20 protein-coding genes are annotated in these 21,311 nt (G+C 71.5%); 11 read left to right on the plus strand and 9 right to left on the minus strand.

Annotated elements, in window-relative coordinates; genetic code table 11:
* Positions 1 to 81 precede the first annotated feature (81 nt).
* Positions 82 to 1,047 carry an AAA family ATPase gene (locus tag AC1DMN_RS05735; protein ID WP_441976632.1) on the minus strand — a complete coding sequence of 322 codons (966 nt, stop codon included), beginning with the start codon at positions 1,045 to 1,047 and terminating at the stop codon, positions 82 to 84.
* A 40-nt stretch (positions 1,048 to 1,087) separates the two neighbouring features.
* Between AC1DMN_RS05735 and AC1DMN_RS05740 the strand changes: the two genes are divergently transcribed.
* From AC1DMN_RS05740 to AC1DMN_RS05750, 3 genes are all read left to right on the plus strand, one after another.
* On the plus strand, positions 1,088 to 1,396 hold the full coding sequence (locus AC1DMN_RS05740; protein WP_477229935.1) for a hypothetical protein: 309 nt from the start codon (positions 1,088 to 1,090) through the stop codon (positions 1,394 to 1,396).
* Between the two features lie 210 nt (positions 1,397 to 1,606).
* The gene (locus AC1DMN_RS05745; protein ID WP_477229934.1) at positions 1,607 to 2,857 is read left to right on the plus strand and encodes a sensor histidine kinase; all 1,251 of its coding nucleotides are present in this window, start codon (positions 1,607 to 1,609) and stop codon (positions 2,855 to 2,857) included.
* On the plus strand, positions 2,854 to 3,525 hold the full coding sequence (locus tag AC1DMN_RS05750) for a response regulator (protein ID WP_477229933.1): 672 nt from the start codon (positions 2,854 to 2,856) through the stop codon (positions 3,523 to 3,525). Before AC1DMN_RS05745 ends, AC1DMN_RS05750 begins: the two co-directional genes overlap by 4 nt.
* Before the next feature lie 61 nt (positions 3,526 to 3,586).
* Here the strand turns inward: AC1DMN_RS05750 and AC1DMN_RS05755 are convergent, their stop codons facing one another.
* Positions 3,587 to 3,982, minus strand: coding sequence for a DUF4190 domain-containing protein (locus AC1DMN_RS05755; RefSeq protein ID WP_477229932.1), 396 nt, complete (start codon positions 3,980 to 3,982; stop codon positions 3,587 to 3,589).
* Positions 3,983 to 4,158: 176 nt separating this feature from the next.
* Here AC1DMN_RS05755 and AC1DMN_RS05760 point away from each other — a divergent pair, with 176 nt between their 5' ends.
* From AC1DMN_RS05760 to AC1DMN_RS05775, 4 genes are all read left to right on the plus strand, one after another.
* Positions 4,159 to 5,460, plus strand: coding sequence for an acyltransferase family protein (locus AC1DMN_RS05760; protein ID WP_477383971.1), 1,302 nt, complete (start codon positions 4,159 to 4,161; stop codon positions 5,458 to 5,460).
* A 119-nt stretch (positions 5,461 to 5,579) separates the two neighbouring features.
* Positions 5,580 to 6,545, plus strand: coding sequence for an AraC family transcriptional regulator (locus AC1DMN_RS05765; protein WP_477229930.1), 966 nt, complete (start codon positions 5,580 to 5,582; stop codon positions 6,543 to 6,545).
* A gap of 216 nt (positions 6,546 to 6,761) precedes the next feature.
* A complete protein-coding gene (locus AC1DMN_RS05770; protein WP_477229929.1) occupies positions 6,762 to 8,828 on the plus strand; it encodes an adenylate/guanylate cyclase domain-containing protein in 2,067 nt (688 codons plus the stop codon).
* 1 nt (position 8,829) lies between these two features.
* Complete coding sequence (locus tag AC1DMN_RS05775) at positions 8,830 to 10,257, plus strand: mechanosensitive ion channel domain-containing protein (protein ID WP_477229928.1); 1,428 nt, start codon at positions 8,830 to 8,832, stop codon at positions 10,255 to 10,257.
* A gap of 60 nt (positions 10,258 to 10,317) precedes the next feature.
* Here AC1DMN_RS05775 and AC1DMN_RS05780 read toward each other — a convergent pair whose 3' ends face one another.
* Both AC1DMN_RS05780 and AC1DMN_RS05785 read right to left on the minus strand, forming a co-directional pair.
* On the minus strand, positions 10,318 to 11,316 hold the full coding sequence (locus AC1DMN_RS05780) for a DMT family transporter (protein WP_477229927.1): 999 nt from the start codon (positions 11,314 to 11,316) through the stop codon (positions 10,318 to 10,320).
* Between the two features lie 123 nt (positions 11,317 to 11,439).
* The gene (locus tag AC1DMN_RS05785) at positions 11,440 to 12,354 is read right to left on the minus strand and encodes a hypothetical protein (protein WP_477229926.1); all 915 of its coding nucleotides are present in this window, start codon (positions 12,352 to 12,354) and stop codon (positions 11,440 to 11,442) included.
* Between the two features lie 262 nt (positions 12,355 to 12,616).
* Here AC1DMN_RS05785 and AC1DMN_RS05790 point away from each other — a divergent pair, with 262 nt between their 5' ends.
* Both AC1DMN_RS05790 and AC1DMN_RS05795 read left to right on the plus strand, forming a co-directional pair.
* Complete coding sequence (locus AC1DMN_RS05790) at positions 12,617 to 13,903, plus strand: adenylosuccinate synthase (RefSeq protein ID WP_477229925.1); 1,287 nt, start codon at positions 12,617 to 12,619, stop codon at positions 13,901 to 13,903.
* Between the two features lies 1 nt (position 13,904).
* Entirely contained in the window at positions 13,905 to 15,044 is a 1,140-nt protein-coding gene (locus AC1DMN_RS05795; protein WP_477229924.1) for a lactonase family protein, read from the plus strand.
* Between the two features lie 16 nt (positions 15,045 to 15,060).
* Here AC1DMN_RS05795 and AC1DMN_RS05800 read toward each other — a convergent pair whose 3' ends face one another.
* Both AC1DMN_RS05800 and AC1DMN_RS05805 read right to left on the minus strand, forming a co-directional pair.
* Positions 15,061 to 16,152, minus strand: coding sequence for a flavin-containing monooxygenase (locus AC1DMN_RS05800; RefSeq protein ID WP_477229923.1), 1,092 nt, complete (start codon positions 16,150 to 16,152; stop codon positions 15,061 to 15,063).
* Positions 16,153 to 16,391: 239 nt separating this feature from the next.
* Entirely contained in the window at positions 16,392 to 18,002 is a 1,611-nt protein-coding gene (locus AC1DMN_RS05805) for a LuxR C-terminal-related transcriptional regulator (protein WP_477383972.1), read from the minus strand.
* Between the two features lie 20 nt (positions 18,003 to 18,022).
* Between AC1DMN_RS05805 and AC1DMN_RS05810 the strand changes: the two genes are divergently transcribed.
* Both AC1DMN_RS05810 and AC1DMN_RS05815 read left to right on the plus strand, forming a co-directional pair.
* Positions 18,023 to 18,148, plus strand: a complete 126-nt coding sequence (locus AC1DMN_RS05810) for a hypothetical protein (protein WP_477229921.1) — start codon at positions 18,023 to 18,025, stop codon at positions 18,146 to 18,148.
* Positions 18,149 to 18,170: 22 nt separating this feature from the next.
* The gene (locus tag AC1DMN_RS05815; protein WP_477229920.1) at positions 18,171 to 18,785 is read left to right on the plus strand and encodes a hypothetical protein; all 615 of its coding nucleotides are present in this window, start codon (positions 18,171 to 18,173) and stop codon (positions 18,783 to 18,785) included.
* Positions 18,786 to 18,806: 21 nt separating this feature from the next.
* Here AC1DMN_RS05815 and AC1DMN_RS05820 read toward each other — a convergent pair whose 3' ends face one another.
* From AC1DMN_RS05820 to AC1DMN_RS05830, 3 genes are read right to left on the minus strand one after another with little or no spacing between them, the layout of a single operon-like run.
* The gene (locus tag AC1DMN_RS05820) at positions 18,807 to 19,673 is read right to left on the minus strand and encodes an ABC transporter permease (RefSeq protein WP_477229919.1); all 867 of its coding nucleotides are present in this window, start codon (positions 19,671 to 19,673) and stop codon (positions 18,807 to 18,809) included.
* Positions 19,670 to 20,491, minus strand: coding sequence for an ABC transporter permease (locus AC1DMN_RS05825; RefSeq protein ID WP_477229918.1), 822 nt, complete (start codon positions 20,489 to 20,491; stop codon positions 19,670 to 19,672). The genes AC1DMN_RS05820 and AC1DMN_RS05825 overlap by 4 nt, the downstream gene beginning before the upstream one ends.
* Positions 20,481 to 21,311 (minus strand): ABC transporter ATP-binding protein, encoded by an 831-nt coding sequence (locus tag AC1DMN_RS05830; RefSeq protein ID WP_477229917.1) that lies wholly within the window; start codon positions 21,309 to 21,311, stop codon positions 20,481 to 20,483. Before AC1DMN_RS05830 ends, AC1DMN_RS05825 begins: the two co-directional genes overlap by 11 nt.

Raw genomic sequence — 21,311 nt, forward strand, 5'->3', positions numbered from 1 at the left:
GATGGAAAACGTCGCTGCCGAGGGCTTCGGAGATGCGAAAACCATCTCCGACACGGGCGCCGCGGACGAACGGATCCATGATCAGGGGGTCGGCACGGCGCCGAACACGGCGTCGATCACGTCTTCGCTGCGCACGTTCTCGGCCTCCGCCTCGAACGTCAGCAGCACGCGGTGGCGCAGCACCAGGTGGCGCAGGTTCCGCACGTCCTCGGGGATCACGTACGAGCGCCCGGCGAGCAGCGCGAGCGCGCGGGACGCCTGCAGGAACGCGATGGATCCGCGCGGGCTGGCACCGTACTTGATGTAGCCGCCGAGCGTCTCGCCGATGTACGGCACCGGATTACGCGTGACGTACACGAGCGAGACGATGTAGTTGCGGATCGCCGGATCGACGTAGACGCGTGAGGAGATGTCCTGCAGCTGCTCGACGTCGGCGAGCGAGATCGTCGTCGTCGCATGCCGATCCGGATCCAGGGCTCCGGAGTCGATGCGCGCGAGCACCTCGAGCTCGTCGGCCGGGCTCGGATACTCGACGATCTCCTTGAGCAGGAATCGGTCCATCTGCGCCTCGGGCAGCTCGTACGTGCCCTCCTGCTCGATCGGRTTCTGCGTCGCGATCACGAGGAACGGACGAGGGACCCGGTGGATCTCGCCGCCGATCGTGGTCTGCCGCTCCTGCATCGCCTCGAGCATCGCCGACTGGGTCTTGGCGCTGGACCGGTTGATCTCGTCGAGCAGCACGAAGTTGGCGTGCACGGGGCCGAGCACGGTGCGGAAGGTGCCGCTCGCCGCGTCGTAGATCTGCGTGCCGGTGATGTCGCTCGGCAGCAGGTCGGGCGTGCACTGGATGCGCTTGAAGTCGGCCTTGACSGTGTCGGCGAGGGTGCTCGCGGCCGTGGTCTTGGCGAGGCCGGGAACCGACTCGAGCAGGATGTGCCCGCCGGCCATGAGTGCGAGCAGCAGGCTCGTGCGCAGGCGCTCCTGCCCGACCATGCGGGCCGAGTAGGCCTGGGAGACGGTGTCGAGGATCTGCCGCGCTCGCGCCATCTCCGCCTCGGTAGGTGCGGGCTTCGCATCGGCGGCGGGGGTGGGCGCTTCCGGCCTGGGGCGGCTCTCGGCGGCCGGTGCTGCGGGGGCCGCTACTGCCGGGGCTGCGGTCGGCGGAGCCGCGGTCGTCGCCGGCTGCGGAGCCGGCGCCACCGGCTGCTCCCGCCGGATGCTCGGCGCGGGCGGCATGGGCGGCGCGGGCGGAATCACGGGGGGCGGCGCGACCGTGCTGGCCGGCGGGGGCGGCGTCTGCGCGGCGAAGGATGTGGCGTCGTTGTTCTGGCTCACGTGCGGCTTCCCCCTGGTTCCCGTGTGCACGATCCGGCGACGCGCACCTCTGCCAGCGTAACCGCCGGCGTCTCCAGTGCAGCTCCGACGGCATGGGGAGGACTACCCATCGCGGGTTCCCCGCCGCGAACGCCGGAAGCGCCCGCCCCTGCCGACGTGAAGCCGGCACCGAAACGACACCGCGCCGAGGTCGATACTGCGGGGTGACGCGCGGGGGCGTGGGAGGTCGTAGCGTGAATCGGACCGCACGCGACCGTGGAGAGGGGGCGGCATGACCGTCGAGAACCTGCAGGCCGCACAGCGTCCGGGGTTTCGCCGCCTCGGGATCCTGCCGCTGCGCGTGGCGCCGGGGCGCGCGAATCTCGCGATCTGGGCGGTCGCGATCGCGTGCGCGCTGGCACAGCTCGCGGTCTCCGCCTCGCTCAGCGTCACCCTCTACCGGATCCCGCTCGCGGCGGCGCTGCTGCTGTCGCTCGTGCAGGCGGCGGCCATCGTGCTCGCGCTGTTCGCGCCGGCGTGGGCGACCGTGCTCGCGCTGATCGCGGGCAATGCGCTGTCCGGACTCGCCGTGGCCGCCCCGGGACAGCCGTGGCCGATCGCCGCGTCGACCATCGTCGCCTACGCCCTGGTCTGGGTCGGCGTCGCGCTGCGGGCGCGCTGGTGGCTGCCGGTCGCCGGATGGGCGTTCAGCGTGCTGTCCTCGGTCATGGTCGCCGTGGAGGCGCCCGCGCTGCCCGACGACGGACCGGTGATCGCGAATCTCGTCGTCTTCGCCGCCGTCACACTCGGCGCGGTGCTCGTCGGACTCGGCATCCGCAACTGGTCGCTGCTGCGCGCCCAGCTGCGGACCGAGCGCGCCGCCACCGCCGCGGAACTCGCTCGCCGCGAGGCCGTGCAGGACAAGGCGCGCATCGCCCGCGAACTGCACGACGTGGTCGCGCACGGCATGTCCGCGATCCAGGTGCGCGCGGCCAGCGCGCGGTACCGGATGCCGGATCTGCCCGCGGAGGCGGCCGCCGAGTTCGACGAGGTCGCCGCCACGGCGCGGTCCGCGATGAGGGAGATGCGCGTGATCCTCGGGCTGCTCCGCGATGAGGAGAGCGGGGCGGATCATGCGCCGCAGCCGGGGCTCGATGACCTCCCGGCGCTCGTCGCCCGGGCGAACGATCTCGCATCTGTCGCAGAGACCGGATCCTGGCAGCTCACTCCCGCCGAGCGGCGCGACCCGCTGCTGGGGCTCACCGCCTACCGCGTGGTGCAGGAGGGGCTGAGCAACGTCGCCCGGCATGCTCCGGGCGCGGCGACGGAGATCGATTGGACCGAGACGCCGACGGAGCGCGGGATCAGGATCCGCAACGCCGCCCCGACGCGGGCGGCCGCGCCGCGGGCGGACGACGGAGGGCACGGCCTCCGCGGCATGCGCGAGCGGGTCGAGGCGATGGGCGGCACGGTCGCCGCGGCCGTCACGGGCGATGGCGGGTATGTGCTGCAGGTGCGCATCCCGCGGGAGGAGAAGGCATGACGACGGTGCTCATCGTGGACGACCAGGCGATGCTCCGGGCGGGCTTCGCCGCGATCCTGCAGGCGCAGGACGGGCTGGAGGTCATCGGGCAGGCCGCGGACGGCGCGGAGGGCGTCGACGAGGCGCGCCGACTGCGCCCCGAGGTGGTGCTCATGGACGTGCGGATGCCGAACCTCGACGGCATCGAGGCGACGCGACGGATCATCGCCGCCGCCGAGCGCGACGGCCGCACGCCGCCCGCCGTGCTCGTGCTCACCACGTTCGACGCCGACGAATACGTGCACGAGGCCCTGCAGGCCGGGGCCAGCGGGTTCCTGCTCAAGGACGCCCTGCCGGAGGAGCTCGTGCAGGCGGTGCGCGTGGTGGCGGCCGGTGACGCCCTGCTCGCGCCGCGGATCACCCGGCGCCTGCTGGAGCGCTTCGCGGAGAACCGTCCGCGCTCGAACAACGCCGAGCTGCGCCTGAAGGGGCTCACCGAGCGCGAGCACGAGATCCTCGTGCTGATCGGGCGTGGGCAGTCGAACCGCGAGATCGCGGCCGGCCTCTTTCTTGCCGAGCAGACCGTCAAGACGCATGTCAGCCGGATCTTCTCCAAGCTGGGGCTGCGCGACCGCGTGCAGGCCGTGATCCTCGCCTACGACGCCGGCCTGGTCGCGCCCGCCGGCTGATGCCGACAACCGTGGCGCCCGTCGGCTGAGACCGGCTCGGTCCGTCGACGTCGCCCCCGGATCAGCCCGTCTGCGAGACCGCGACGCCGAACACGGAGAGCCCGACCGCGAGGAACAGGATCAGGATCAGCGCCCACACCACCAGGATCAGGCTCGAGATGATCACGCCTGCCACGGCCATGCCGCGTCCCGCCGGCTCCTTGCGCAGCCCCGCGATGCCCAGGATCAGCGCCGCGATCGGCACGAGGAACGTGAAGCCGAACACGATCGAGACGAGCGCCAGCACCATGGACGCGATGCTCAGGCCCTTGGGCTCCGGCGCCGCGAGGTAGGCCGGCATCGGATAGTACGGCTGGCCGTTCGCGGGGTGCTGCACCATCGGATACGGCGGCGCGGGCTGATACTGCGGCGTGGACTGATAGGGCGGTCCGGGCTGCGGATCCTGCGGATAGGTCATGATTCCCCCTGGTCGGTGCGACGCGATGCGCCGTGACTCCTTTCCTAGCGCAGTCGAGTCGAACTCGCGCGCGCTATCGCGAACTTGCGACACCGAGATCGTGATACCGCAGTAGGGGGTGGATCCGGCTCCGCAGCGGGACGCGGAGGCCGTGACCCGGGCCCGACCGTAGGGGCATGGCACTCCTCAGCCCGATCCTTGCTTCCACGCCGGCACCGCCCGCACGCACCGCCGCTCCCGGTCCCGTCCCCGCGAAGGTCGCGCGCGACACGGCCGTCGACGGCGTGCGGGCGATCCTGCTGGGCGTCGTGGTGCTGCTGCACTCGCTCATGGTCGGGGTGAGCGTCGCCGCCGACGGATCCCCGATCCTGCGCAACGCCATGGAGGGCTGGGACGGGTTCGCTCCGCTCACCTGGATCCTGCAGATCATGCCGCTGTTCTTCGTGCTGGGCGGCTTCGCGTCCTACACGCAGTGGACACGGCAGCGGGCGAAGGGAGCCACCGCCTGCGACTACGTGGCAGGGCGCATGCGCCGGCTGCTGCTGCCTGCGTCCGGCGCGATCGCGGCGACCGCCGTGGTGCTGGCCGGTCTCGCGATCGCCGGGGTTCCTGCCGACATCGTCGCGACGGCCGGCTTCCGGATCAGTCAGCCGCTGTGGTTCCTGGGCGTGTACCTCGGCTGCTCCGCWCTCGTGCCGCTCATGGTGCGGCTGCACGAGCGGCACCGGATCCGCACCGTCGTCGCGCTCGCCACCGGGGTCGTCGCGATCGACATCCTGCGCGGTGCGACCGGCGTCACCGCGATCGGACTCGTGAACATGGCCTTCGTGTGGCTGCTGCTGCAGCAGCTCGGCTTCGCGGTGGCAGACGGATCCCTCGACCGGCTGCGCCGCGCACCGCTGCTCGCGATCGCCAGTTCGGCAGTCGTCGTGGCGGCCGTGCTGATCCTCACCGGCGCGGCCCCCGCCGACCTCATCACGGCGCTCAACCCGCCGATGGCGATCCTCGTGGTCGCCGGTGTCGCGCAGACCGCCCTGTTCCTCGCCCTGCGCCCCCGGCTGCGCACCTGGGCCGCGGGTCCGCGCACCGCATCCGCGGTGGGCTGGATCAACGCCAGGGCGATGACGATCTACTCCTGGCACATGCTCGTGGTGGTCGCGCTCGCCGGGGCTCTGCTGCTCTCGCCGCTCGCCCTGCCGGTGCCGCTCAGTGCCGAATGGTGGGCGAGCCGGCCGCTGTGGTTCGCGGCGGCACTGATCGCAGTGGCCCTCGTCGTCGTCCGTGCGGGCCGACGCGAGGCCGCGCGCGAGACCCGGACGATCTCGGTCGGCAGCGGGCGTGCGACGACGTCCGCCTCGCTGGGCGTGGCCGGTGTCGTCGTGATCCTCGTGGCCGGATCCGCTCCCTCCGCCTGGGTGATCGGCGTGGCCCTGGTACTCGCGGCGGTGCGGCTGGCCGGGGGCCGCGCTCGCGGATGACGAGCCAGCCGGCCGAGACGGTGTCGGACTCCGTACCCGATCGACGCGTGCACGAAATGTCGGATCCGTCGGACGCTACGCTTCCAGAGGGGAGGGCGGCGACGGAGGGCGGTGCGGAGGTGACGGTCGACAACGCCATGCTCGAACGCCGAGGCCCCTTCGAGGGCGGCGCGCTGTTCTCCGGCGCCGAGGGTCTCGTCGGACTCTCGGTGTCGTCCCGCATGTCGAGCCCGCGCCCGCATCACCATCGCACGCTCGTCGCCACGACCACCTTCGGCGAGATGTTCGCGACGCGCATCCGTTCCCGCCATCTGCACGCAGAGCGCACTCCCGATCGTCTCGATGACCCGTACTCCGGGTATGCCCAGCTCGGGTTCGTGCTGTCAGGCCGCATGCACATCGAGCAGTCCGGCCGGCACGGCACGATCGAACCGGGTGCGGCCAGCCTGCTGGTGGGCAGCCTCCCGTTCCGCACCCGGATCGATGACGAGGCCGAATCCATCCAGCTGTACCTCCCGCTGCGCCTGATGCTCGCGCACGGCTACGCGCCGGAGGCGTGGGCGGGTCGCTCCTGGGAGATCACACCGTCGGCGTCGGTGCTCCGGGAGATCCTGCGCTCCGTGACGAGCGGGTCGCACCCGGTTCCGGCCGCCTCGGCCAGCCACGTCGGCCACGCACTGCGGGAGTTCGCCCTCGCTGTGCTGCACGAGGCGGCCGATCGTGTGCATGCCGGCTATGACGCCAGGGCGATGTACCGGGAGCGTGCCCAGGCCGCGATCGCCGACCGCTTCGCGGATCCCTCCTTCGGCGTCGCCGCCCTCGCCGACGAGCTGCGGGTGAGCCCGCGCTACCTGCACACCCTGTTCCAAGGCGAGGATCTGAGCGCGGGGGCGCAGCTGCGGGCCACACGGATCCGGCACGCCGCGACCCTTCTCGCCGGGTCGCGCACGCGGGATCTGACGATCGCGGCCATCGCTCGGCTGAGTGGGTTCGGCGGCGACGATCAGTTCGCCCGTGCGTTCCGGCGTGCGCACGGCGTCACGCCGTCCGAGTACCGGGCGCGACACCAGCCCGCAACCCTCTGAACGTCCGACGTTTCACGCAGGCGCGGCGCCTCTCCTCTTTCGGGCCCGACCGTTATATCGGTACGGTTCGAGTGCCACAGCGTGGCCACCGGGAGTCTTGCTCGAGGAGTTGTGCTCAAAGGGGGGCGGATGGACGTCGAAGGATCGCGCGCGGAACGTGTACCGAGGAGGCGTCGCCTCCGGGCAGGCCTGAGCATCCAGTCGAAGCTGCTGATCATGCTGCTCGCGGTGAGCCTCGTCTCCGCGCTCATCATCGGCGCCATCGGGTTCCTGAACGGCCGCAGTTCGCTGCATGCGAGCTCGATCGAYCAGCTCACGACGATCCGCGAGATGCGCACGCACGAGATGAAGGTCGCGCTCGAGGACGTCCAGCGCACCGCATCCCTGAACTCGCGCAACCTCAGTGCGCAGAACATGTCCAAGGCGATCAACGACGGCTTCGACCAGCTGCAGAGCAGCACGCTCGACCCGGCGCAGGATGCGGCGCTCGACGGTTACTACGCCGACACGTTCGTGCCGACCCTCGAGAAGAAGACGGGTGAGACGTACGGCAAGCAGGCCTTCGTTCCGGCGTCCCCTGCCGGCCAGTGGCTGCAGGCGCACTACACGGTGCGCAACACGACGCTCGACGATGCCGGCTACGACGCGAACCTGAAGAACGACGATGCCGGCGACGGGTCGGCGTACTCGGCCGCCGCGGTGCGCTACGGCGACTACTTCACCCGCCTCGTCCACCAGGCGGGCTACGAGGATGTGATGCTGCTCAACCTCACGGGTGATGTCGTATACACCGCGTACAAGGGCCCGGAGCTCGGCACCAATCTCGAGACCGGGCCGTTCCGCGACTCCAAGCTCGCCGACGCCTATCGCGAGGCTGTGGCCACCAACTCCGTCGACACGGTCGTGATGACGGACTTCGAGCGCTGGGTGCCCTCGCTCGGAGTGCCCTCGATGTGGATCGTGTCCCCCGTCGGCAACGACACCGGCATCACCGGAGTGATGGCGCTGCAGGTGCCGTTGAGCTTCGTGAACGACGTCATGACCGGCAGCAACGGGTGGAAGGACCAGGGGCTCGGCACGACGGGAGAGGTGTACCTCGTGGGACGGGACGGGCTGATGCGCAGCACGTCGCGCGAGGTCGTCGAGCATCCGAAGCAGTACGCGCAGCGCGTGATCGACCACGGCACCCCGCCGTCGGCGGCGAAGCGCGCGGTCGCGGTCAAGGGCACCGTGCTGATCCAGCCGATCACGGGGGACGCGGTGACCAGGGCGCAGAGCGGCAAGAGCGGCACGCTGGAGGGATCCGACTACGTCAGCGCCTCGAGCGTCGTCAGCTACGGACCGCTCGACGTGGAGGGTCTGGACTGGGTCGTCGTCGCGCGCATCGATTCGAGCGAGGCGTTCGCGCCGGTGGACGACTTCACGCGGATCGTGCTGATCTCGCTGCTCGGCATCATGCTCGCGGTCGCCCTGCTCTCGCTGGTGCTCGCGCAGGTGTTCACCAGGCCGATCAACCGCCTGGTCACGGCCGTGCACCAGGTCGCCGAGGGCGATCTCGATGTGCAGGTGCCGGCCGGATCCCGTGACGAGTTCGGCGATCTCGGCAGTGCGTTCAACGACATGGCGTCGAGCCTGCGGATCAAGCAGCAGCTCATCGACGACCAGCGCGCCGAGAACGAGAAGCTCATGCACACGCTCATGCCGCAGAGCGTCGCGGAGAAGTACAAGCAGGGGGAGGAGGCGATCACCGAGGCGCACGACAACGTGTCGGTCGTGTTCGCCGAGCTGATCGGACTCGACGAGCACAGCCGCGCGCTCAGCGCCGAAGAGGAGATCGCGCAGCTGAACGTGCTCATGCGCGGCTTCGACGAAGCGGCCGAGCGGGCCGGCGTCGAGAAGGTGCGCACGCTGCACGGCGGCTACCTGGCCTCGTCGGGACTCATCGTGCCGCGCGTCGACAACGTGCGCCGCGCGGTCGAGTTCGCCCGCAGCCTGCGCGAGGTGCTGGAGAGGTTCAACGCCCAGTACGGCACGTCGATCGGGCTCCGCGCCGGCGTCGACACCGGATCCGTGACGAGCGGCCTGGTCGCTCGCACAAGCCTCGCCTACGACCTCTGGGGCGATGCGGTGAACCTCGCGTACCGGGTGCGCTCGGTCAGCGGCGACCCCGGCATCTACGTCAGCCAGCAGGTGCGCGACCGCACCGCCGAGCTGGTGGAGTACATCGAGGCGGGCACCGTCGAGGTGCGCGGCAAGGCCGAGACCGTGTGGAAGGTGGCCTGACGTGGGCGCCGTGTTCCAGCAGAGCTGGACCTGGTGGCTGATCGCGCTCGCGGTCGGCGTGCCCGTGCTGCTGGTGGGGCTGACCGAGCTGCTCGGAGCCCTGCGCCGTCGCGGCAACCCGATGGCCAAGCCGATCGCGCTGCTGCGCAATGCCGTGGTCCCCGCGGGCGCGCTGTTCGCGCTGCTCGTCTTCGCGATCGGGCAGAAGGACGACGGTTACGTCTGGGTGCGCGTCGTCGCGACGATCTTCGGTTTCCTGCTGATCCTGCTCGTGCTCTCGGCCTTCAACGTGGTCCTGTTCGCGAACGCCGAAGAGGGATCCTGGCGCCATCGGGTGCCGTCGATCTTCGTCGAGATCGCGCGGCTCGTGCTGGTCGTGGTCGGCCTCGCGATGCTGTTCTCCTGGGTGTGGGATGCCGACGTGGGCGGGCTGTTCACCGCGCTCGGCGTCACCTCGATCGTCATCGGCCTGGCGCTGCAGAACGCGGCGGGCGGCGTCGTCTCCGGACTGCTGCTGCTGTTCGAGCAGCCGTTCAAGATCGGCGACTGGCTCGACACCGGCGGGGTGAAGGGGCGCGTCGTCGAGGTGAACTGGCGCGCGGTGCACATCGACACCGGATCCGGGATCCAGATCGTGCCCAACTCGACGCTCTCCGGTGCCTCGTTCACGAACATGAGCGAACCGGCCGGGCCGTACTACGCGACCGCGTCGATGGCGTTCAGCACGGACGATCCGCCTCAGGAGGTGATGGCGCTGCTGGTGCAGCTGGCCGACGGCCTGCCGATGCGGTGGCGCGACGAGCGGGCCACTGCGGAGTACAGCGGCTCCGCGAAGTACGCCGTGTCGATCCCGATCTCGGCACCGGCCGAGGCTTCCGGTGCGCTCTCCCTCTACCTCTCGTGGCTCTGGTACGCGGCGCGGCGGCGCGGGTTCGCCCTCGACGGCGACGCCACCGACCCGATCGCCGAGCCGGCGATGCTCGACGCGGCGATCGAGGAGGCCGTTCCCGTGCTGCACCTCGATGACGCGGGGCGGGAGCTGGTGCGCGCGGGCGCGACTCTGCAGCGGTACGGTGTGGGCGAGGTCGTACTGCCCGCCGGCATCGTGCCGAACGAGGTGCGCCTGATCGTGTCCGGCCGCGTCGTGATGCAGTTCGAGTCAGGGGACGCGCGGATCCCCGTGGGCGATGCCGGCCCGCGCGAGCTGATCGGTCAGACGGCCCTGACCCGTGAGCGCACCACGGTGACGATCTCGGCGGTCGAGGTCCTGACGGTGCTGCGGATCCCCCTGGCCGTGATCGATGAGCTGATCCGCACGCATCCGCGGCTGGCGGCCGAGATCGGCGAGTCTCTCGAGCTCAAGCGCGCGGCGGCCGCCGACGCGATCGCCGCCCTCGGCCTGGCCCGGGGGGAGATCCGGCCGCGCTGAGGCCGGCCGTCAGGCGCCTTTTCCGTGGCGAGGAGTGCGGTCTGGCAGGGGGTACCGCCGTCAGTCGGGGTCCTGCTCGGTGGCGGGCGGGGTTCCGTCGGCGGATGCCTGCGCCGCACGCCGCCACCGCAGCCGCGTGACGAGCACCCCGAGCAGGCAGAGCGCGCCGCCGACGAACATGAGCGGTGTCGGCACCTCGCCGAGGATCAGCCACGACAGCAGGATCGCGATCGCCGGCACCACATAGGTGGTCGCGGAGGTCTGCCCCGCGGTGCTGCGCTGCAGCACGTACGCCCAGGTGGTGAAGGCGATCGCCGTCGGGAAGATGCCGAGGTAGACCACCCACAGGGTCGCGTCGATCGGGGCGGTGTGCAGCGCCCCGACGAGGCTGCCCGTCCACGGCAGCAGTGCGATCGTGCCGGCCGCCGCGCCCAGCCAGGTGAGCGTGGTCGCGTCGGCGCCGGCGCTCAGCAGGTGCTTCTGCACGAGCGTGCACCCGGCGTACATGACCGCGGCGAGCAGTGCGAGCAGGAGCCCGGCGATGTCGAGGACGCCGCTCTTCGCCCCGGAGTTCAGGCCGATGAGCACCACGCCGGCGAAGGCGATCGGGGCTCCGATCAGCAACGGCTTGGGGAAACCTTCGCGCAGGAACAGCCCGCTGAAGACGACCACCATGAGCGGCGCCAGGTTGACCACCATCGCCGCGGTGCCGGCGTCGAGGGTGTGCTCGGCGGCGTTGAGCGCTAGGTTGTAGACGCAGAACCAGCCCACGCCCCAGACGGCGACGAGCAGCCAGAGTCGTCGCGACGGCAGACGGATCCCGCGCCTCAGCGCGATGACCGTGAGGGCCACGGTGCCGACCGCCATGCGCAGCAGCGCCAGCGCGCCGGGATCGAAATGCGGACCGGCGCCGCGGATGCCGATGAACGCCGAGGCCCACAGCACGACCGTCACCAACGCCGCCGTCAGGACCAGGGCGCCGTTGCGCCGTGGAGCGGGCGTGCTCGTGCCCTCGCCCTGCGCGGGGCCCCGCATCCGTTCCGGGGTGGTCTCGGTCATGCTTCGATCGTCGCAGAGACCTCCGACATCGGTCGAGCACGGCGGCCGCCATCGGCCACCGAGATCCCGCCAGGCGCCCCGGCGGAGGACCGCACGCGGTCGTGGCGTGGCGCCCGCACCCCGTCAGATCGAGTTGCGGCGGGCCTGGATGGGCTCGCCTGCGGTGCCGTCCGCATATGCGGCGGTGATCATCGGATTCCCGATCCCCAGATCGAGCGCGCCCGCGCCGACCGTGATCGATGCGCGGCCGGATCCGTCGAAGGTCACGGATCCGGCCGGTGCGCCGCCGTACGTCACGGAGGCGGTCGAGCGGGGCTGCCCGGACAGGCTCAGCGTGTAGCTGCTGAGGATCCGGATCCCGAGCAGGCCGACGGTCTGATTCGGGGTGATCCCCGTGAAGGCGAGGGGCGCGGGAGCGGCCGCGGCCTGCGCCGGCGCCGGTGCGGGCGCCGGGGTGCCGGGCGCGTCGGGAGCGGGGATGCTCTGCGGCGGGAGCGACCCGGGGTCACCGTCCGGGGCGGGCGCATCGGGTGCGGGCGCGACGACGGTCTCGACGGGAGGCGGGGTCGTCGAGGGAGGCGCCGCGGGGGAGGTCGGTCCGGCGGGCGTCGGGGACCCGCCGCCCTCGAAACCGCCTTGAGTGCGCGGATCAGGATCCCCGGGTGCGGAGATGTCCTGGCCACCGGCCGCGGCATCGCCCGGCGTGCGCGGGAGCCAGAGGTCGGCCGCACCGAGGCCGAGGCACAGCACCACGGCGGCGCCGGACGCCCACAGTGCGACCCGGCGCCGCGACGCTGCGTTCCCGGGCGCGGCCTTCCCTGGCACTGCCGGTTCGATCGGCGCGGCGACGGGCAGAGCCAGGGTGTCGGCGAGCGTCGCCCCGGCAGGGGCGGGAGGCGCCGCAAGAGGCGCGGCGAGCTGAGGTCCCCGCAGCGACGCCGCCTCCTGCGACTCGCGGAGCAGGCGCGCCTCACGACGCGTGGCTGCCGCGGGTGACGCGTGCGGGCCCGCGGAGGGCTGGTCCGTCGGCTCTGTCATCGTGGTGGTCTCCGTCGGGGCACGGCGCCGGCCCCGCGTCCTTCACGTTACCGGCAGCCGCAGGGTTTCTCCTCGGGCGTCGTCGTGCAGGCGCCTCTCCGAGGGGTGCCGGTCGTCGCCGGATCCGGCCGCGCGCCACTGCCCCGCGGCCGGTCGGCGCCCTCCGATAGACTGGCTCCGCCCGATCGGGCCAGCTCATCAGCCGGTGCAAACCCGGCGAAAAGCACGGCGGCCACCGGCCGCACCCAAGGGGGATGCACCCATGCCAGGAATCGTGATCGTCGGCGTCCAGTGGGGCGACGAGGGCAAGGGCAAGGCCACGGATCTGCTCGGCGAGCGCACGGACTGGGTGGTCAAGTTCAACGGCGGCAACAACGCCGGGCACACCGTCGTCGTCGGCGACGAGAAGTACGCCCTGCACCTGCTGCCCTCCGGCATCCTCTCGGCCGGCGTGACCCCTGTGATCGGCAACGGCGTCGTGATCGACCTGGAGGTGCTGTTCCACGAGCTCGAGGCCCTCGGATCCCGGGGCATCGACACGTCGCGTCTGAAGGTGAGCGCCAACGCGCACATCATCACCCAGTACCACCGCACGCTCGACAAGGTCACCGAGCGCTTCCTCGGCAAGCGCATGATCGGCACCACGGGGCGCGGCATCGGGCCCGCCTACGCCGACAAGATTAACCGCGTCGGGATCCGCGTGCAGGACCTGTTCGACGAGAACATCCTGCGCCAGAAGGTCGAGGGCGCCCTCGACCAGAAGAACCACCTCCTCGTGAAGGTCTTCAACCGCCGCGCCATCACGTGCGACGAGATCGTGGAGGACCTGCTCTCCTATGCCGAGCGGCTGCGCCCGATGGTCGCCGACACCGGGCACCTGCTCGACGATGCGCTGCAGCGCGGCGAGGTCGTCGTGTTCGAGGGCGGCCAGGCCACCATGCTCGATGTCGACCACGGCACGTACCCGTTCGTGACGTCCTCCTCGGCGACCGCCGGRGGWGCKGCGACCGGATCCGGCGTCGGCCCCGGCCGTCTGGACCGCATCGTCGGCATCGTGAAGGCCTACACGACGCGCGTCGGATCCGGCCCGTTCCCCACCGAGCTCTTCGACGAGCAAGGCGACTGGCTGCGCGCGCGCGGCTTCGAGTTCGGCACCACCACCGGGCGACCGCGCCGGGTGGGCTGGTACGACGCGCCGATCACCCGGTACGCGACCCGTGTGAACGGCATCACCGACCTCGTGCTCACCAAGCTCGACATCCTCGACGGTCTGGATCAGGTCCCGGTGTGCGTCGCCTACGACGTCGACGGCGTGCGCTTCGACGACGTGCCGGTGAACCAGAGCGACTTCCACCACGCGAAGCCGATCCTGGAGTACTTCCCGGGCTGGCAGGAGGACATCTCCTCCGCGCGCCGGTTCGAGGATCTGCCGAAGAACGCGCAGGACTACGTGCTCGTGCTGGAGAAGATGAGCGGCACCCGCATCTCGGTGATCGGCGTCGGCCCGGAGCGCGACCAGGTCATCGTCCGGCACGATCTCGTCGACTGACGTGACCCGGTTCTGGGTCGGCGGCTACGGCGTCGACATGGAGGGACCGGCCGACGGCATCGGCGTGCTGGCGGTCGATGAGGGATACGGTCCGACGACTCTCGCCTACCGTGGTGCGGTCGCGGCCGCGCCGTCACCGTCGTGGCTGGCGCAGCACCCGACGCTCGACGTCGTCTATGCGGCGCTCGAGGGATCCGGCGAGGTCGCCGCGTTCGCTCGCACCGGCGAGAACGCCCTGCGGCCGCTCGGGCGGCCCGTCGCGGCGGGGCAGTACGTGTGCCACCTCGCCGTCGCCCCGGACGGGAGGTTCCTCGTCGCGAGCTGYTACGGCGACGGCCGCGTGTTGCGGATCGGGCTGCACGCGGCCGGCAGGCTCGTGCCGGATGCGCGCGACAAGGCCGCCGAGCTGCGGGCGGCCCTGTTCGGCGAGGGCTCGGACGAAGCCAACGAGAGCGGCGACGGCGACGGCGCCGCTGACCCGATGGCCGCGGCCGACCCGTACGCCTCGGATCCGAATCGTCTGGATCCGAACGGCGATCCCCGGGTCTCGCATGCGCACGCCGCGGCGTTCCTGCCCGACGGGCGGATCGCCACGACCGACCTCGGCTACGACCTCGTGCGGATCTGGCGTCCTGCGGCGTCGGGGCTGACGCTCGACCATGAGGTCGTGCTGCCGCGCGGATCCGGGCCGCGGCACATGGTCGTCCATCCCAGCGGGCACCTGCACGTGGTCACCGAGTACTCGTGCGAGCTGTTCACGCTCGCCGCCGACCGTGAGGGGCGCTGGGGGCTGGTCTCCGGCACCCCGGTGTCGGCGATCGTGACGCCCGGGCATGACTATCCGGCCGAGCTCAGCCGTTCCCGCGATGGCGAGACGCTGTATGCAGGAGTGCGCGGCAGCAACACGATCGCCGCGTTGCGCGTGCGCGGATCCGGTGAGCGGGTCGAACCCCTCGCGCTCGCCGATGCGGGCGTCGACTGGCCGCGCCACCACCTCGTGCACGACGGAGCGCTGCTCGTCGCGGGCCAGCGCTCGAATGAGATCAGCGTGCTGGAGCTGGATGACCGTACCGGTGCGCCGGGTCGTGTCCGGCACCGCACACCAGCGCCCACGCCGACGCACCTGCTGCTCGCGCGCTGAGCGCAGCGGCCCTTCCTCATGCCGCCCGCGGCACCGGCACCGGTCGCAGCAGGTGCTCCACGACGTAGTCGGCGTCGCGGCCCATGCCCATCAGGGTGGGCGACGCGATCGAGTACTGGAACGGCAGCCCCATGAACGCGAGCCCCGGCACCGTCGTGGACAGTCCGCGCTCATGCCGGATCCCGTTCTCGTCGGCGAAGCCCGGCAGATCGATCCAGTCCAGGATCGGGCGGGATCCGGTGCACCAGACGATCGTCGCCGGACGCAGGTGCTCGCCGTCATCCAGCACGGGCAGGCCGTCATCGACGCCCGCCACTCTGCCGACCAGCCGGATGCCCGTGCGGCGCAGATCCGAAAGATGGTTGCGGACGAGGTTCACGCCGTGCCCGCGCTGCTGCTCCCACACCCGGCGCCCCTTCTCGGTGTCGATCGTGGTGTTGCGCAGCCGTCGGATGAAGACGCCGCTGATCAGGTTCCCGACCGGGGTGTCGATGCGTCCAGGCACCTGCCCGGGGTGGCGTCCGGCGAGGACCGTCCCGTGCCCGGAGGCCGCCGCCTCGAGGGCGATGTCCGTTCCCGAGTTCGCGGCGCCGACGACCAGCACCGGCCCGGCCGCGAAGTCCTCCGGCCCCTGGTACTCGAGCGAGTGCAGCTGCCGGATCGACGGATCCACGTCGGACGCGAACGGCGGCACGATCGGCCTGTGGTGCACGCCGGCCGCGACCACGACTCGGCGCGCGATGATCTCCTCCCCGGTGTCGAGCTCGAGGCGGAACCGGCCATCCTCCTCCGCGGAGAGCCGCCGCACCCGCGTGGCGGTGCGCACCGGGATCTCGAACGTCGCCGCGTACCGCTCCAGATAGTCGGCGAGCTGTATCGCCGTCGGGTAGTCGAACATGCCGATGTCGAGACGCAGCCCGGGAAGTTCCGCCCAGCGCCGCGGAGTGAACAGGCGCAGGGAGCGGTAGCGTTCCCGCCAGGTGTCGCCGATGCGCGCGTGCGCGTCGAAGACCTGGATCCGCATGCCGCGATCCATCGCGCGGCGGGCGGTGTGCAGCCCCGCCGCTCCCGCGCCGACGATGGCCAGGTCGAGTGTCGTGGTGGACATGATCGCCTCCTTCTCCGGCTTTCCCGCACGGTACGGCGGCGTGAGGGGGGCGRCATCGGCAGAAATGACCAATTCGGATCCGGTTCGGCTTGAGCGCGCGCGGTCTGAAACTCAGTCGATCCTGCGCGCAACAGGCCGTGCGCGATCGCTGGGTGCCGGATCGACTGAGTTTCGGACGCGGCGCCCGCAACGGCATCGACCGGCACCGGCACGGGCGACGGGCGGCGGGCGGGGCCGGTTCAGGCGATGCGGACGAGTCCGTGCGCGTACGCGTAGGCGGTCGCAGCCGACCGCGAGGGCACGGCGAGCTTGCTGAGGATGCTGCCCACATGGCGGGCCACGGTGCGGTCGCTGAGGAACAGGCGCTCGGCGATGCGCCGGTTCGACCACCCCTGGGCGACGAGCTCGAGCACCTCCCGCTCGCGGCGGCTGAGGCCCGGATCCGCCGGCACGGGCGTCGTGGCCGCCGCGAGTCGCTCCAGCCGCGCGAGGTCGGGCACGGCGCCGAGTTGCTCCAGCGCCGTGCGGGCGGCGTCGAACTCGAGCTGTGCGCCCTCCTCGTCGCCGGCGGCGCGCGCGGCGGATCCGATGGCGACACGCACGAGCGCCGCCTGATGGGGCGCGTCGAGGCGCCGCCAGTCCAGCCATGCGGCGCGCAGCAGCGGCAGCGCTCCGGCCGTGCGGCCCTCGCGCAGGGCGACCTCGCCGCGCGCCTGGGCGGCCTGGGCCCGCAGGGACAGGGTGTGGAAGGCGGCCGCGCAAGCGGTGAGCTCCGATGCCGCCGCTCGGGCATCGGAGATGCRGCCACGGTCCAGCGCGACGGCCACCGCAGCGGCCAGCACCTCGGCGCGCTCCGCGGGACCGAGAGGACCCGATCGCGCCCGGGCGAGACCGTTCCACGCCGTGTCGAGCTCGCCGGCATCGCGGTGCAGCAGCGCGAGGCCCGGTTGAGTCGGGGTGCCGAGCGCCGCCGCGCGGCGGAACGCATCCCGCGCCTGTGCCGCTCGCCCTGTGACGCGGTGCAGCTCGGCGGTCCGATACCAGGCGTTGCCGAGCGTCTCGAGGCGCTTCTCGGTGCGGCAGACCTCGTCGGCGGCCTTCGCGGCCGCGGCCCACTCGCCGCCCAGCTGCATGACCGTGGCGCGGTGCAGCGCGCACTCCCCGCGGAACGGTTCGAGACCGCGCTGCGTGTCGCACCAATCGCCCAGGTCGCGCGTCCACACCCGCGCCCGCTCCAGATCGCCGCGGGCGAGCAGGCTCGCGACGACCGCGCAGAAGGCGGGCCCGGCGGCGCGGTCGCTCACCCGCCCGGATCCGATCATGAGCATGACCCGGTCGAGGCAGTCGAAGCCTTCCTCCGCCCTGCCCGTCTGCACGAGCGCCCGCCCGAGCCCCATCGTGGCGAGCGCGTCGACGTCCCCGTCGCCCGCCGCGGCCGCGAGCTCCGCTGCCTGGCGGTACAGCGGTGCGGATCCCTCGGCATCTCCCTGGGCGTACCGCGCGACCGCGCGGCAGAGCTGCTGGGACGCATCGGTGCGCGTGTTCGCGTCCGGTCGGGCGCACAGCTCGAACAGCCGGCCCATCCAGGTGCGGGCGAGCACCGCGTCTCCGTGCTCGCTGAGCGTGAAGCCGAGCCAGAACACGCATCGCACCGCTGAGGCGAGATCCCCCGCTTCCAGGAACGCGAGGTGTGCACGCTCCCAGGCGCGGACGCTGACATCGTCGCGCCCGGTGAACCATGCAGCCTGGCCGAGGTCGTCCAGCTCGGCCGCCCCGAGGTGCGCCTCGCGCGCGACGAGCTCGTCGAACCGTCCCGTCCAGTCCACGTCGGGCGCGCCCCGGATCGCCATGCGCACAGTATGTTCCCGCCGTGGGTGGGCGACAAGAGACGATCCGGATCCCGGTTCGCCTCCGTCGTGGACGCACCCTGCGCAAGGGCGAGCGCGCCAACACCTACCGGGCGCCCGCACCGATGCACCGCCTGCTCGCGCGTTGAGTCCGGCCTCTAGACTCCTGCCATGACCCCTCCGCCCTCGGCGTCCGTCGGCCAGGTCGTGGTGCTGCTCGAGCGCTGGCCGGATCCGGTTCCGCCCGTCGAGCTCCCGATCCGGGGTGCGATGCTGGCCGGCGCCCGCGTCGTCTTCGTGGTGCTGCTGGTCCTCGGCACGGTGGTGGGGGCGGGCACGGTCGTCCCGCTCTGGACCCTGCCGACTCCGGGCGTCTGGTTCTCCGTGCTCTTCACGGTGTTCATCGCGGTGGTCGTCGTCGTGCTCTGGCTCGTCTACATCGGTGCGCTGGCCCACAGCGCGTCGAGGGCGCGTGCGCTGACGCGCTGGCGTGCAGCGGCCGGTCGCATCGAGCGACTCGACGGCACGGTCGTCGCGCGCACGGTCTCGACGATCGAGGACGGCGGCGTGGACCGCTTCGAACTCACCGTCGACACGTCGCAGGGTCGGTCGTCCGCGACGTGGGAGCGCCCCACCGCCCGGTCCAGGATGCTCCTGCAGACCCAGGTGCCGGGCGTGGGGGCGAGCGCGCGGGTGTGGCGGATCCGGCAGGCCGGAGCCGAAGATCCGCTGGTCGTCGAGATCCTGGATCCGTCGGTGGTGGCCTCTCCATCCGCGCAGCAGTGACCGACCGCGAGGATCCGGACGCTACGCCGCCTGCGGACGCATGCCCATCCGGGCCAGGACGACGTCCTCCACGATCTGGATCACGTTGTAGAGAAGCAGCGAGACGACGGTGACCACCACGACGGATGTCCACAGCGCGGTGAACTGCGCCTGCGGGATGAAGCCGCCGATCGAGCCGCCGATCCCGCCGCCGACCGCCAGCCACTCGGCCAGCAACGCGCCGGTGATCGCGCCGGGGACCGAGATGCGCACCGCGGCGAAGAAGGCGGGAAGCGACGCGGGCATCGCCACTTTCCGCAGCTTGGCCCAGGCGCCGCCGCCGTAGACCTCCACGAGGTCGTTCATCTGCGCGGAGGCCGACTTCAGCCCGAACGAGATGTTTACCAGCGCGGGGAACAGCACGACGATGCCGCCGATCACGGCGACGGTCCAGAGGTCGCGCCCGAAGATCATGATGATCACCGGAGCCATCGCGATGAGCGGAACGGAGCGCAGCAGCATCGCCACCGGCATGAGCGCGTGCTCGACGCCGCGACTCAGCTGGAAGGCCGCAGCGCCGAGCAGCGCGACCACCAGACCTGCCGCGAATCCGATCGCCGAGTGCCCGAGCGTCACGGCGAGATTGCCGAGGATGAGTTCCCGGTTCGCTGCAGCGGCGGGGACGACGAACAGATACCGCCACACATCGACGGGGCCCTTCGCGATGAGCGGGGACACTCCCGACAGCCAGAGCACGCCGACCCAGAGGACGCCGACCGTGAGCAGCGTCAGCAGGAGGGTGAGCAGTCCCCAGCCTGCGGCGGAGAGCACCCGCCTGGTGCGCTCGCGCCGCAGCCGGGCGTCGACGTCGACGATGGATTGCGCGGCGGTGACGGTGATCACGGTCATCGCGAGGCTCCCTTCGACCAGGGGGTGAGGGATCTCGCGGCCAGACCCACCAGCGCGAACCCGGCGAGGGCGACCGCACCGCTGGCGAGCGCCAGCCCCCACACGACGGCCGCGTCGGAGTTCTGCTGGGCGAGGATCATGGCGAGACCGACGCCGCGCTCGATCTTGCCGAAGAACTCGCCGAGCACGGCGCCGAGGAACGCCGCCGGCACGGCGATCTGCAGCGCGTTCAGCACGGCGGGCAGCGCCGCGATGAAGCGCACCTTGACGAGCTGAGTGAATGCGGATCCGCCGTACACGGTGACGACGTCGAGGCTCGCCCGGTCGGCCGACTTCAACCCCAGCAGGGCGCCCACGACGGTTGTGAAGAACACCGACAATGCGGCGAGGAAGACCGCGGTCCCGCTCGGCTGCCCTGCCGCGGCGGGAGGCCCGATGAGCACCACGGCGAGCATGCCCACGGCGACGATCGGGACGCAGTAGGTCGTGATCGCGAGCTGCATCGCCACGCCCTCCAGCTTCGGGATCACGAGCACGACGGCGGACAGCAGCAGCGCCAGTCCGTTGCCCCACAGGTAGCCGATCCCGGCCTCGGCGAGGGTCACCGCGAAGTTCTGCTCGTAGTAGGTCCATCCGCTGCGCACGAAGCCGGCCAGCACCTGGGGCGGAGTCGGCACGGTGATCGTGCCCACCGCGCTCCTGCCGAAGGCCGCCGCGACGATCCACCAGAACGCGAACAGCACCACGGCGCCGATCACGCCGATCATCCACGGCGGCAGACGTCGCCCGGCAAGCGCGGTGCGTGCGTCAGTGGTCATCGGCCGCGGCGCCCCCGACGCCGAAGAGCAGTTCGGATGCCTCGTCGACGTAGGCGTGGAACTCCGGCGTGCGCATCATCTCGGGTGTGCGCGGGCGCGGCAGATCGATCGTCATGACGGCCTTGACGCGCCCTGGACGCGGGCTCATCACGGCCACCTGATCGGAGAGGAAGATCGCCTCGGACACGCCATGGGTGACCAGCAGCGTGGTCGCCGGCTTCTCTGTCCAGATCCGCAGCAGCTCGAGGTTGAGTTTCTGCCGGGTCATGTCGTCGAGTGCGCCGAACGGCTCGTCGAACAGCAGCACGTCGGGCTTGAGAATCAACGAGCGTGCGATCGAGACGCGCTGGCGCATGCCGCCGGAGAGCTGGGCCGGCTTCGCCTTCTCGAACCCCGTGAGGCCGACGAGCTCGATGAGCTCCGAGACGTACGCCTTGTCGACGCTCTGCCCGGCGATCTCGAAGGGCAGCCGCACGTTCGACATCACGCTGCGCCACGGCATCAGTGCGGAGTCCTGGAAGGCGATGCCGAGCTTGTGCGCACGGCGCAGCTCGTCGGGGCTGCGTCCGTCGACCCGGGTAGTACCGCTCGTGGGGCGCTCGAGACCGGCGAGGATGCGCAGGATCGTCGACTTCCCGCAGCCGGACGGGCCGAGCAGCGAGAGGAAGGTTCCCTGTGCGGTGTGCAGATCGGTGTCCTGCAGCGCGACGACGCTCTTGCGTCCGCTCGTGAACACCTTGTTCAGGGCTGTGATCTGCAGGCCGGTGCCCAGAGCGACGCCCTGGGCACCGGCCGCGGCCCTGATCGCGGAATCCGACAT

Source organism: Microbacterium sp. 01T413_2 (assembly GCF_056398985.1).